At 36.5% G+C, this 12,814-nt stretch carries 11 protein-coding genes; 7 read left to right on the top strand and 4 right to left on the bottom strand.

Annotated features, from left to right (window positions below; translation table 11 throughout):
• Nucleotides 1-4: 4 nt before the first annotated feature.
• Entirely contained in the window at nucleotides 5-643 is a 639-nt protein-coding gene (locus BUE84_RS05080) for a DUF47 domain-containing protein (protein ID WP_027374906.1), read from the bottom strand.
• Nucleotides 644-794: 151 nt separating this feature from the next.
• The gene (locus BUE84_RS05075; protein WP_079240750.1) at nucleotides 795-2,501 is read right to left on the bottom strand and encodes a DEAD/DEAH box helicase; all 1,707 of its coding nucleotides are present in this window, start codon (nucleotides 2,499-2,501) and stop codon (nucleotides 795-797) included.
• Between the two features lie 227 nt (nucleotides 2,502-2,728).
• Between BUE84_RS05075 and BUE84_RS05070 the strand changes: the two genes are divergently transcribed.
• From BUE84_RS05070 to BUE84_RS05040, 7 genes are all read left to right on the top strand, one after another.
• The gene (locus BUE84_RS05070) at nucleotides 2,729-4,039 is read left to right on the top strand and encodes a TolC family protein (protein ID WP_079240749.1); all 1,311 of its coding nucleotides are present in this window, start codon (nucleotides 2,729-2,731) and stop codon (nucleotides 4,037-4,039) included.
• A 3-nt stretch (nucleotides 4,040-4,042) separates the two neighbouring features.
• Nucleotides 4,043-5,311 (top strand): efflux RND transporter periplasmic adaptor subunit, encoded by a 1,269-nt coding sequence (locus BUE84_RS05065; RefSeq protein WP_079240748.1) that lies wholly within the window; start codon nucleotides 4,043-4,045, stop codon nucleotides 5,309-5,311.
• Between the two features lie 48 nt (nucleotides 5,312-5,359).
• Nucleotides 5,360-6,109 (top strand): ABC transporter ATP-binding protein, encoded by a 750-nt coding sequence (locus BUE84_RS05060; protein WP_079240747.1) that lies wholly within the window; start codon nucleotides 5,360-5,362, stop codon nucleotides 6,107-6,109.
• Nucleotides 6,110-6,132: 23 nt separating this feature from the next.
• Nucleotides 6,133-7,362, top strand: a complete 1,230-nt coding sequence (locus BUE84_RS05055) for an ABC transporter permease (protein ID WP_079240746.1) — start codon at nucleotides 6,133-6,135, stop codon at nucleotides 7,360-7,362.
• Between the two features lie 147 nt (nucleotides 7,363-7,509).
• Nucleotides 7,510-8,175, top strand: coding sequence for a DUF2461 domain-containing protein (locus BUE84_RS05050; protein ID WP_079240745.1), 666 nt, complete (start codon nucleotides 7,510-7,512; stop codon nucleotides 8,173-8,175).
• 267 nt (nucleotides 8,176-8,442) lie between these two features.
• Entirely contained in the window at nucleotides 8,443-9,237 is a 795-nt protein-coding gene (locus BUE84_RS05045) for an FkbM family methyltransferase (RefSeq protein WP_079240744.1), read from the top strand.
• An 8-nt stretch (nucleotides 9,238-9,245) separates the two neighbouring features.
• Nucleotides 9,246-10,745, top strand: coding sequence for a lipopolysaccharide biosynthesis protein (locus tag BUE84_RS05040; RefSeq protein WP_079240743.1), 1,500 nt, complete (start codon nucleotides 9,246-9,248; stop codon nucleotides 10,743-10,745).
• 21 nt (nucleotides 10,746-10,766) lie between these two features.
• Here BUE84_RS05040 and BUE84_RS05035 read toward each other — a convergent pair whose 3' ends face one another.
• Complete coding sequence (locus BUE84_RS05035; protein WP_079240742.1) at nucleotides 10,767-11,807, bottom strand: glycosyltransferase; 1,041 nt, start codon at nucleotides 11,805-11,807, stop codon at nucleotides 10,767-10,769.
• Nucleotides 11,808-11,926: 119 nt separating this feature from the next.
• Nucleotides 11,927-12,781: a glycosyltransferase gene (locus tag BUE84_RS05030; RefSeq protein WP_079240741.1), complete on the bottom strand. Its 855-nt coding sequence runs from the start codon at nucleotides 12,779-12,781 to the stop codon at nucleotides 11,927-11,929.
• Nucleotides 12,782-12,814: the final 33 nt, after the last annotated feature.

Below are 12,814 nucleotides of genomic sequence, written 5' to 3'. Positions count from 1 at the left end.
TGTATTAGGCGTATTTAATCATGATGTTCTCAATCGTATTGGCAACGTCTTCTGCTTTGTCCGTTACAATTTCAAGGTAGTTCAATACAGATGAAACTTTAATAATGTTGATGGCATCATTGGTTTCAAATAATTCTACCATTGAGTTGGAAAGCAAATCGTCAGCAATATTCTCAATAGAGTTCACCTTAATACAAGCTTCTTTCACCTGTTCCATATTTTTGAACCCTTTAAGGTTTTTCATTGCATTCTGAATTTCAAGACATGCTTTGTGGATTAGTAAAGAGAAGTCTGAATAAGCCTTCATCTCAGGTGATTTGTAAAGGAAAATATATTTTGTGGATGCGTAGATATAATCAGCGATATCATCAAGTCCTGTTGCCAGTGTGTGAATGTCTTCACGGTCAAAAGGTGTAATGAAGTTCTTCCCTAATTCTACGAAAATTTCGTGAGTAAGTTCATCATTCTTGTGTTCAAAGTCGCTCATTTTCTTCAACATTGAATCGTCGTTAAGATCGAAATCCTTGATTCCTGTGTTGAATTCTTCTGACATTGCAACTAGATTTTCAGTTACTTTTTCGAAAAGTACAAAGAAGATTTTATCTTTTGGTTGAAAAGCGTGGAAAATATTACCAATTCCCATTGTTTAGTATTTATAATTCGTGTGCAAATTTCTTAAAAAAGGATTGCACGTGAAACTATATAACATTAAGTTTTGTTAACATTCGCTTAACTACTGATTATCAAATAAAAAAACCGGCATTAATGCCGGTTTTGTATGGTATAAGAAGAGATTAGTTTGCTACTTCAGCTCTCATATCTTTTCCTTTGAACTTCATCGATTGAATATTGCTCAAAACATTGTCTTTGAACGATTTTTCAACTTCGAAGAAAGAGAATTTCTCAAGGATCTCAATATCACCGATTTCAGCTCTTTTCTTGCTTTTTCCGCCAGCAGTAGCCTTGTTGATAATATCTAAAACATCAAGCTTCTTCAAGTGGTCTTTTTTACCAAGGTTGAAGAAAAATCTTACCATGTTTTCATCTCTTCTTCTTGGTTTTCCGCCACGATCTCTGTCTCTTCCACGCTCTCCTCTATCTCTGTCGCGACCTCTATCTCTATCTCTGTCTCTGTCACGTCCACGATCTCTTCTTGAGTAGTCGTCATCTCTGTTGCTTAATTTCTGCTCAACAAGGTCATGCTTGTCTTTGTAGTATAAAGCAAGATCTTTCAACTGGAACTGTAGAAGCTGGTGTACCAGTTCTTCTTTTGTAAAGTTGCTCAGATCCGGGATTAAGCTATCATCAAATTCAAAAAGATCCTCGTGCTCCGTCAATAGTTTTTCGAATACACCTCCTACCTGAGCTTTGATAATATCTTCACCTGTAGGGATAAATCTTTCGTTAATTTCAATTTTTGTTGCAGATTTGATCTGTTTCAGCTTTCTGCTTTCTTCAGGCTTGATTAAAGCCATAGAAATACCATCTTTTCCAGCTCTACCTGTTCTACCGCTTCTGTGAACGAATACTTCAGGATCATCTGGTAAAGAGAAGTGAATAACGTGAGTTAAAGAGTTTACATCCAATCCTCTTGCTGCCACGTCTGTCGCTACAAGAATATCAATGTTTTTCAATCTGAATTTCTTCATCACCGTATCTCTCTGTGCCTGAGAAAGATCACCATGAAGAGCATCAGCTGCATATCCGTTCTGCATTAAGAAATCAGCAACCTCCTGAGTTTCCATTCTCGTTCTACAGAAGATAATGGAGTACTGGTTAGGGTTTGCATCAATAAGTCTCTTCAATGCTTCTTTTTTCTGACGGTATCCTACAACATAGTATTCGTGAGTAATGTTCTTCTTCACTTCGTTGATAGAACCTACTGAAATACGGTGTGGTTTTGTAAGATAATTTTTGGAAATTCTCTCCACTTCTTTATTCATCGTTGCAGAGAATAAGAAAGTTTGTTTCGTTTCCGGAGTTTCGCTTAGAATGGTTTCCAATTCATCCTTGAATCCCATAGAAAGCATTTCATCAGCTTCGTCTAATACTAACCAATGAATCGCAGAAAAGTCTAATGCTTTTCTGTTGATAAGATCAATTACTCTTCCCGGAGTTCCCACGATAATTTGTGGTTTATCCTTCAAAGATCTCATCTGCTCTACAATACTACTTCCACCATAAACCGCAGTTGTCTTGATGTCTTTCATATACTTAGAGTAATTCTTTATGTCCTTCGAAATCTGAAGACATAATTCCCGTGTCGGACAAAGCACCAATAATTGGATTTTGCGACTCGTATCGTCAATCATATCCAAAATCGGAAGCGAAAACGCTGCTGTTTTGCCTGTCCCTGTCTGCGCAAGTGCGATCAAGTCGCGAATATCTGAAAGAATAAAAGGGATAGTCTGTTTTTGGATTTCTGTTGGGCTTTCGTAACCCAGTTCGCCAATTGCCTTAAGGATATCAGGACTTAAATTGGTTTCCGTAAATAAATTCATTAACTATTTTAAAATTTTTGCAAAGATACAATAAATATTTGATTTGTTTTTGAATAAATTTTTAAATATGCAAACTTAAATTCACAATCCTTTAATATATTTTTAATTTTTGGAAAATTAAATCTAAAAAAACAAGGTTTGGGTTAAAAAGTTGTTAAACATTATTTTTTTTTATTAAATTGGATTGATTTTTTCTGTGTTATTTATGAATTTTCAAAAATAAAGCCATGAAAAGCAAATTTTTCTTTTTGATATTCTCGTGTATACTCGTTGAAATATTTGCCCAAACACCTAATTATCCGTCCGCCTGGACTCTGGAAAATTGTATTGAATATGCCAAAGAAAATAATATTTCCATCAATTCCCTCAGGCTTTCAAAAAATTCTGCCCAACAGGATCTTCTTCAGGCAAAAGACGCCAAATATCCTAATGTAAGCGGAACCGTTTCACAAGGACTTTTTGCTCTCAATGGAAGTGAAGGACTTCACATGACCGGAGCACAATCCCAAAGTATCGGAGCCAATTCTTCCATGACCCTTTATCATGCCAACTATATTAAAAACAATGAAACTTCTAAGAATCTTCTCGTGCAAATGGCAGATTTGTCTGTACAGGAATCCGAAAATAATATCACACTCAATATCACCCAGGCCTATCTGAATATTCTGATGAACCAGGAAAACATCATTTCCCTTGAAAATGTTCTGAAAACCACCCAAACTCAGTTAAAACAAGGTGATCAGCTGTATAAAGCCGGAAGCCTTTCCAAATTAAATTATCTTCAGATCCAATCTCAAGTCGCCCAGGATCAGTACAACCTGGTAGCCGCCCAGAACAATCTACGGACCAATACTGTTAACTTAAAACAAATCCTGCAGCTGCCTTCAAATTATGATTTTCAAATTGTAAAGCCAGACAGCATTATCGTAGATGATCAATTGAAACCCTTACAAGATGTTCAAAATCTGGCACAAAATCAACGTCCGGAAGTAAAATACAGTGAACTGAATGTAGAAAACTCCAATACCAATCTGAAGATGGCTAAGGCATCTATTCAACCTACTTTGAGTTTAGTTGGAAACATTTCCACCAATTATTCTAACGGAAATGGAAATTATTTTAACCAGTTGGGAAACAATTTTTATATGCCCATCGGATTAAGCCTTGGTATTCCGATTTACAACAACAGAATTTACAAAACACAGATTGAGAAATCAAAAATCGCCATTGAACAAGCCAATCTTGACTTACAGAACACCAAAACGATCCTGAATCAACAGGTAGAACAGTCTTATATCAATCTTCAGAATGCATTGTCCCAATACGATTCATCTTCCCAGCAAATGAATATCAGCAAGCAGAGTTATGATATCGTGAATGCTCAGATGAAAATCGGAAGCATTGATTATGTACAACTTCAACAACAACGATTGCTTTATATACAGTCTGTTCAGAATTATCTTCAGGCAAAATATACAGCAATCCTCAATAAACAGATCTACGAATTTTACGCAGGTAACCCTATAAATCTAAAGTAAGCTATGAAAACAAAGAATAAAAAATGGTTGTACTGGGTTGTGGGCGGCATCATTGTAACAGGTGCAGTCTGGTTTTTCTTCATTCGGGAAAAAGAAATAAAAATTCAGATGGAAACAGTGAAGCCTGAAATGGGAGAAATTTCAAATTCCATTACGGCTACAGGAACTATTCAGCCTGTAGATACGGTTGCAGTGGGTACTCAGGTATCGGGAATCATTAAAAATATTTATGTGGATTTCAATTCTACTGTGAAAAAAGGTGAATTACTGGCTACTTTAGATCCGGATTTACTTCAGTTCCAGTCACAGCAGATCAAAGCCAATCTGCAAAATGCAAAAAGCAATCTGGCTTATAACGAAATCAATATCAACAGACAGTCACAACTGTACAAAGTGGGTGCTATCAGCAAGGCAGATTATGATGTTGCCACCAATCAGTACAATGCCGCAAAAGCGCAGGTAGGTTCAGTGAATGCTCAGCTTTCCACCGCCAATAAAAATCTGTCGTTAACTAATATTTATTCTCCCATTGACGGAACGGTACTCAACAGAAATGTAAGTGAAGGACAAACTGTGGCTTCAAGCTTCAGTACTCCTACCCTTTTCAGTATTGCCAAGGATCTTACCAAGATGCGAGTTCGGGCATCGGTGGACGAAGCAGATATCGGAAATGTAAAAGTAGGCCAGAAAGCCACATTTACAGTAGATGCTTTTCCGGATGAAACTTTTGACGGTGAGGTTTCGGAAGTTCGTCTTCATCCTACCGTTTCATCAAATGTTGTGAATTATACCACCATCATTAATGCAGATAATTCAAGCTTAAAACTGAAGCCGGGAATGACAGCCAATATCACAATTTACACTCAGGTTTTAGACAACATTATGAAAATTCCGGTAGCGGCTACGAGTTTCAGACCTGACAGCCTGGTGATTAAAAAATATAAAGTAAATGCTTCGTTTGCCTATGGTAAAAAACATGAAAAAAGACAAGGTAAAAATCAAAACAAAGGAACTGAAAACAAAAACGAAGCGGCGGTATGGGTGATTGCAAAAGACAGTACCATTTCCCGTAAAAAGATAAAAACAGGAATGGATAATGACACCGAAATACAGGTTGTTTCAGGGTTAAATAAAAATGACAATATCATCACCGGCTATAAAGTTCTGTCGAAAAAATCTTCCGGTGGACAGGCCAAAAGCCCTTTCATGCCTCAAAGAAGAGGTAGTGGAAACAACAGAAACAGCAGTGGCGGTGGCAGCGGACCAAGATAACAAGAATTTTATACTCCTAATCAACCAGCAAACCTAAAACAAAAAGTCATGGCAGAAAAAATTCTGGAGATCATGGATCTGAAAAGAGAATTCAGGATGGGCGAAGAAGTTGTTCATGCACTGAAAGGCGTAACATTTACAGTGGAAAGAGGCGAATTTGTTACCATTATGGGAAGCAGCGGCTCAGGAAAATCCACCTTACTGAATATTATTGGCTGTCTGGACAAACCTTCAGGAGGAGATTATATTCTGGATGGTGTTAACATTAAAAATCTTGATCGTGATGAACTAGCTGTTCTCAGAAATCAGAAAATAGGGTTTGTATTTCAGTCTTACAATCTACTTCCCAGAACTACGGCAAAGGAGAATGTAGAACTTCCACTTCTTTATAATTCAAAAATATCTACAGAAGAACGCCACAAAAGAGCCATAGATGCTTTGACTGCAGTAAAACTAGAGAGCAGAATTGATCACCTCCCCAATCAGATGTCTGGAGGACAACAGCAGAGAGTAGCTATAGCCAGAGCTTTGGTAAATGAGCCTGTGATGATTCTTGCAGACGAAGCCACAGGAAATCTGGATACCAGAACATCTTATGAAATCATGGCACTTATGCAGGATCTTCACCATCAGGGACGAACCATTGTTTTTGTAACCCACGAACCTGATATTGCTACTTTTAGCAGCAGAACAGTAACGCTTCGGGACGGAAAAGTGATTAAAGATGTTAAAAACGATAATATAAAATCAGCCAGAGAAGCCTTAGAAAATCTTCCGGTAAACGACGATTATAAATAATTTTAATCTGAAAATTTATTACAATGAACCTCTCAAACCTCTTCAGGATTGCCTGGAAAGCCCTTTTAAGAAATAAGCTTCGTGCATTTTTAACCATGCTCGGTATTATTATTGGTGTGGCTTCAGTGATTGCAATGACCGCCATTGGAGAAGGTTCAAAAAAAAGCATCAGCGACCAGCTTTCTTCGATGGGCTCTAATATGATTACCATCCGTCCGTCCAGCAATGTGAATGTTTCAGGAGGTGCCAGAATTGGAGCTTCCGGATTACAAACACTGCGGCCACAGGACGCAGACGCCATTTCAAAAGGAGCTCCTGATGTTTCTTACGTCTCCCCTGCCGTACAAACCAACGGACAATCCATCAACGGAGCGAATAACTGGCCTACTCAACTACAGGGCGTGAATGAGGAATATTTCAGCATCAGAGACTGGAGTATTGCAGAAGGCAATCTTTTCACCAAAAAGGATGTCACTTCATCTAATAAAGTTTGTCTTCTCGGACAGACGGTTTACAATAATTTATTTCCCAACAGTGAAGATGCTGTAGGAAGCATCATCAGATTCAATAAAGTTCCTATGAAAGTAATTGGAATTCTGGCTTCAAAAGGATCTAATGCCTTCGGGCAGGATCAGGATGATGTAATAATCGCCCCGTTCAATACCGTTCAGAGAAGATTTTTAGGAATTACCTATGTTCAGACCATTTATGCCGCTTCTTCGAATGAAAACACTTCACAACAGGCCACAGATCAGGTTTCAGAAATTCTGAGAAAACAGCATAAACTGCCTGCAGACGGAAATAATGATGATTTCAGCGTAAGAACTCAGGCGGAGCTTATCTCAACCATGAGTTCTACCAGTCAGCTTCTGACTGTACTCTTATCTGCTATTGCCGGAATTTCCCTTATTGTAGGTGGAATCGGAATCATGAATATTATGTACGTTTCTGTCACAGAACGAACCAAAGAAATTGGGTTGAGAATGTCTATCGGAGCAAGAGGAAAAGATATCCTCTACCAGTTTCTTATTGAAGCGGTACTGATCAGCATTACCGGTGGAATTCTTGGGGTACTTTTAGGCATCCTGTCTTCGGAACTGGTTACTTTTTTCCTTTCATGGCCTACTTTTATTACAGAATCTTCCATTATTGTTTCCTTCATTGTGTGTGCTGTAACAGGCGTATTTTTCGGATATTACCCGGCGTTGAAAGCTTCAAAACTAGATCCGATCGAAGCATTGAGATATGAATAGTTTTTGTACATTTGAGTTATGAGATCCGGGGTTCGGGTTGCGAGATTTGAGGCTTTGAGATTTTGATCCGGGATTCGAGGTACGAAGATTCCGGATTTAGAAACCATTTTGAATATCACTTAATAACAAAAAAACACCTATTACAATATGTCTGCAAGTATATCTTCCAATACATTTGATTTTTTAAACAAATTAAATAAAAACAATAACCGCGATTGGTTTACTGAAAATAAAAACCTGTACACAGAATCTCAGCAAAATGTGGTTTCATTCTTAGATGAACTCATCAGAGAGATGTCCGGTTTCGATGAAGAACTTGCTAAAATAGACAGTAAAAAGGCCTTATTCAGGATTTACAGAGATACCCGTTTTTCCAAGGACAAATCTCCTTACAAAACCAATTTCGGAGCTTCTCTGGGAATGGGTAAGGGAAATCAGAAAGGAGGTTATTATCTTCACATGGAACCAGGAAAGTCCTTTTTAGCCGGAGGAATCTACATGCCTGAATCTTCTGTCCTGAAAGATGTTCGCAAGGAGATTTCTTTATATGGAGATGATTTTCTAAAAATTCTCAATAATAAAGATTTCAAAAAACATTTTCCGGAGCTTGACCAGGAAGATAAACTGAAGAAAATACCTCAGGGTTTTGAGAAAGAAGATCCTATGGGAGAATATCTCAAACTTAAAAACTTTATTGTCGTCTATTCTCTGAAAGATGAGGAAGTCTTGGACAAAAATGCAGTGAAAAACATGACCAAAGTTTTCAAACTGATGAAACCTTTCAATGATTTCCTGAATACCCCTTTTCTTTAGACAGTTTTATTTTTCAACTACAGATCACTCGGTTTTTTGCAGATGATTGAGTGTATTTTGGCTGAATTTCTATTTCTACAGAATGTTTTAAAGAAATGTTCAGGGTATACAGGTGTCTCTGTGACAAATCAAAAATATAGTAAAATCCAACAGGTTACAAAAACAAATTTCAGGAATCCATCCTGAAAATCAAACCATTATAATTAACATTTTTTAAGAAAAGTTTTACATTTTTACGTATCTTTGCTGTTCGCCAAAAAGCCAAAGATGTCTTTATACCAAAAAATTGCAGAGAAACTACAATACATAAGCCCGAATTTCTACAAAAAAAGATATTTTAAAGCTTTAAATAATCTTAATAAAAATAACTTTTCGGAACGTAATGTAGAACCGGAATTGGTATGGATCAAAGAATACCTTTCTAAAAATGCTGTGATACTGGATATTGGTGCTAATGTGGGAACTTTCCTTTTTCAGCTGGAAAACACCTTGAAGCATGAGCATATTTATGGTTTTGAACCTAATAAAAAGCTTTACAGAAGACTGAAAAGACTGTTTTCTGACATGCACATTCTCCCTCTGGCTCTTTCGGATGAAAACAGAATGGCAGAGTTCAAAGTACCCATTATTAATGGAAAAACTATTGCTTCCCGTGGTACTTTAAACACTTCTTACAAAGAAAAAGGAGAAGAGAAAAGCTATACGGAACAAGTAAAAGTTATTAAACTTGACGAATGGGCAGCACTGGAACATTTCAACAGACTTGATTTTATCAAAATAGATGTTGAAGGAAACGAAATAAAGACTCTTTCCGGAGCGAGAGAAACCATCAGACAGTTCAAGCCGACACTAATGGTTGAAATGGAGCAAAGACACCATGAAACTCCTATATGGAATGAAATATCCAAAGTGATGAGCTGGGGATACGATGCCAGATATCTGAACAGAAACAGCTTTACACTGGAAGATCTTACAGAAGATATCATAATACAAAATACAAACGACGAAAAAAATAAAACTCAGTACATCAACAATATTATTTTTATACCTAAAAACATTTAAAACAACTTATGAGTGTAGTAGCGAGACAAGGCTTCAAATATTCCATTATCGGTTATATTGGTTTTTTGCTGGGCACCGTTTCCGCAATATTTATATTTCCGAATGATTTTGAATTTTACGGAAAGCTTCGCTACATTCTTCCTACAGCTGAGATGCTGGTTCCCTTTGTTGTATTGGGTATTTCCTATTCGAATGTAAAGTTTTTTCACACCGTGGAAAAGGATGGTAAAAAACAGAATATGCTGTCACTGTCACTACTGACGGTTTTTATCAACTTTGTTATTTTCACGGCTGTATTTTTTATCCTTCCTTATTTTTATCCAAAGTTCAGGCATTCTGAGGCATGGAAGATCAAAGAAATGATTCTTCCCCTGATTTTAATTCTTTCATTTTGCGCTATTTTCAATAAATATACATCCAATTATAAAAGAATTGTGGTTTCCAATATTTTCGATAATCTGTTTCCGAAAATAGCCAATCTGGGAGCGTTTTGTCTCTTTTTCTTTGCTTTATCGCAGAATATTACAGCTTCTACATCACAGACCATTGCATATGCTTTCTTTTTTGGAATCTTCTTTTTAATGCTTTTGGGGTATATATATTATACGAATAAATTGGAAAAAATTCAGCTGGATTTCAATACCGATTATTTTAAAAAGAATAATTTCTGGAAAGAATTTTTCAATTACAGTTTCTTTGGATTCCTGGGAACTTTTGGAAATTATCTGGCGATCAACAGTTTTATGATCGGAGAATTTATGGGAATGGAAGAAGTAGGAATTTATTCTGTTCTGTATGCTCTGATCTCATTGATTTCTATTCCACAGCTTGGATTATTTAATATTTCGGCACCTATCATCAACAAAACTCTGGCAGACGGAGATATGGTCGAACTGGACAGATTCCACAAAAAGACATCTTTAACCCTGTATTTCCTTGGAGCCGTTTTATTCTCCTGTATCATGGTGGGATTCCCTTACCTGACGCAATTTATGCCAAAGAACGGAACCATGCTCAGAGAATATGAACCTGTAGTCTGGATCTGGGGCTCTGCAGTATTGATAGACCTTGCAACAGGATTCAACGGGAATATTATTTCGCTTTCAAAATATTACAGATTCAATATTCTGGTGATGCTTTTACTGGCCGGACTTACTATTGGATTGAACTATTACTTCATTAAGAATACAGATCTTAAATTGATTGGAATTGCTTTATCTACAGCGATTTCCCTTACCATTTACAATGTTGTAAAAATCATTTTCAATTATATTGTATTTAAAGTTTCTCCTTTAAGTATTGAAATGATTTTTGTCTCTATCATCTGCACGCTAGCCATTACAGTTGCTATTGTCCTTCCGAACTTCGACAGCAATCTGTTGAATCTCGTTTACAAACCAGCTGTTGTTCTGATACTCATTTATGTAGGAAATTATTTCACAAAAATATTCCCGATTGAAGACTATCTGAATATGAGGTTTATTAAGAGTGTATTTAAGATCAAATAAGGTGTTTTAAGGCAAAGAAAATCAGATTAGACCCTGTAAGAATTGTTCCATTTTTTGTTGAACTTCTTTCTTGCTATAGGTTGTATAAAAATCAAACGGAGTGTCTGAAAGAGCTTTTAACTGCTCAAGAATATTTTCTTTTTCAGGAATAATAAAGTCACTTTTTGAAGGGTAATTCTTGGGAAAAACTGCCAGTTTTCCATACGCTATGGCATCACCAAGGTTTCCTGTCATTTTAGTTTGCCCATAAGCTTCTTTCATGCTGAAAAACTCTGTATCCTGCTGAATCGGGCACCATAAAACATCTGCCTTCTTCATCCATTGTTCAAAATCTTCGGAAGATACTCTTTCGGAAAAATAGGTAATATGAATATTTTCAGGCAGTTTTTCAGATAAATGTTGTAGTTGTTTTAATTCATGTCCGCTGGCTTTTCCCAGGAATATAAATTTACAAGATTGATCCGTATGCAGATTCTGAATCGTTTCAAAAATATAATGATAATCTCTTCTTTTCTGTGAAACACCACCAGGGATTACCACGACAAGATTTTCATTTTTTGTCTTGTCAAAATCTCTGGTATAGAACAGAGGTAAAAGCTGATATCTCTCTGAAATCAAAGCAGCATCCAGTACGAAAAGAGATCTTGATGTCTGATAAACTTTAGTTTTGTAGAATAGTCCTTCTTTCAGCCATAGTTTTAATCTGAAAATAACATCTCCTTTGAAAACACTTTTCATCAGATCCAGCTTAGAAGCTTTTATGAAATTAAGATTATGGGAAATAACTGCCGCATTGTACTTTTTTGTGATTGCTAAAAATGTATTAAAATAACGGTGTACAGTACCTATTACCACAAGATCATATCCTTTTCCCTTTAATTGATCCAGAATCATAGAACTATCTGATAAAAACACAGCTTCATGGCGGTGACTTACTTGATCTTTGATTCTCTTTGAAAAATAATAGTCTACCGCAAAATCCTGAGAACCTTCCATAATATCCATGAAAGCCTGAGCAATTTCTGCATGGGTATCTATTTCTATGTAAGCTATTTTTTTCACAGGCTTGCGAGAGTTATATCTTAAGTTTTGGCTAAAGCCAATGGAATCTTATTTTTTTATTAAACGGGTTAAAACCCGTTTCTATTGATGAACATTTACAATGTTTAAAAAATCTTCTTCTACATTTTCAGCCATTTCTTTTTCAACATTCTCCAACGTTGATCGTTAACAGTTTTCTGTTCTTCTTTGGTAATTTTCAGTTCAAGTTTCTTTGACCTGCAGCTTTCATAAGAGTTTATAATATCGAAGAAAAATGAAGCAGATTTGCTTTTCATAGCTTCTTTTGAAGAGGCTATATAAGCCAGAAACCTGTTCAGTCCCAGGAAATAAAAATACCTTCCATAATAATCTGCCGGACGTATGGTGTAATCAGCTCCTTTTACTTTAATCAGTTTTACATGGAGCTCCGGAATCACCACTTCTTTCCATCCCAGATTATCGAGTAATATGGAATCAATATTATCCCAGCCCAACGTTTCCCTTAAACCACCAATCTGAACAAAGCATTCTTTACGATACGCCTTCATAGGACCTCTTACATGATGTTTATTGGAATTCCCTTCATACACCCAGTTTCCGTCTTTTTCAATGTACAGAAGTCCTCCTACCAGCCCATATTCAGGGATAGTGGCGAAAGCGGTTTCTACTGCTGTCAGATAGTTTTCCGGAAGGATGATATCGGCATCAAATTTACAGATGATATCAAATTCATCCATAGATTGAGTCTGAAGTCCGTTTTTAAAAGCATGAACGACTTTAGACCCTGGCTGATGTTCAGATTTCTGAAGAGTGACTGTTTCAAAACGTGAATCAGTTTCTGTATAATTTCTGATGACCTCAGCTGTTCTGTCTGTAGAACCGTCATTCACTACCACCACTTTAAAATCTTTGCTACTTTGCTGTTGCAGAGAAGTAAGAGTAAATGGGAGGTTGTCTTCTTCGTTATGGGCAGGAATTATGATTAAAAACCTCACGAATTATAATTGATTAATGATGAGTGATCAATG

Source organism: Chryseobacterium indologenes (genome assembly GCF_002025665.1).
GTDB lineage: Bacteria > Bacteroidota > Bacteroidia > Flavobacteriales > Weeksellaceae > Chryseobacterium > Chryseobacterium metallicongregator.
The sequence above is the reverse complement of the archived record's forward strand: the minus strand, read 5'-3'. Positions and strand labels throughout refer to the sequence as shown.

Excerpts from the sequence above, each read along its gene's own strand:
- BUE84_RS05045 (WP_079240744.1), top strand. The coding sequence starts at position 8,443 with ATGTCTTTATACCAAAAAATTGCAGAGAAACTACAATACATAAGCCCG.
- BUE84_RS05080 (WP_027374906.1), bottom strand. The coding sequence starts at position 643 with ATGGGAATTGGTAATATTTTCCACGCTTTTCAACCAAAAGATAAAATC.
- BUE84_RS05040 (WP_079240743.1), top strand. The coding sequence starts at position 9,246 with ATGAGTGTAGTAGCGAGACAAGGCTTCAAATATTCCATTATCGGTTAT.
- BUE84_RS05075 (WP_079240750.1), bottom strand. The coding sequence starts at position 2,501 with ATGAATTTATTTACGGAAACCAATTTAAGTCCTGATATCCTTAAGGCA.
- BUE84_RS05050 (WP_079240745.1), top strand. The coding sequence starts at position 7,510 with ATGTCTGCAAGTATATCTTCCAATACATTTGATTTTTTAAACAAATTA.
- BUE84_RS05065 (WP_079240748.1), top strand. The coding sequence starts at position 4,043 with ATGAAAACAAAGAATAAAAAATGGTTGTACTGGGTTGTGGGCGGCATC.
- BUE84_RS05060 (WP_079240747.1), top strand. The coding sequence starts at position 5,360 with ATGGCAGAAAAAATTCTGGAGATCATGGATCTGAAAAGAGAATTCAGG.
- BUE84_RS05070 (WP_079240749.1), top strand. The coding sequence starts at position 2,729 with ATGAAAAGCAAATTTTTCTTTTTGATATTCTCGTGTATACTCGTTGAA.
- BUE84_RS05055 (WP_079240746.1), top strand. The coding sequence starts at position 6,133 with ATGAACCTCTCAAACCTCTTCAGGATTGCCTGGAAAGCCCTTTTAAGA.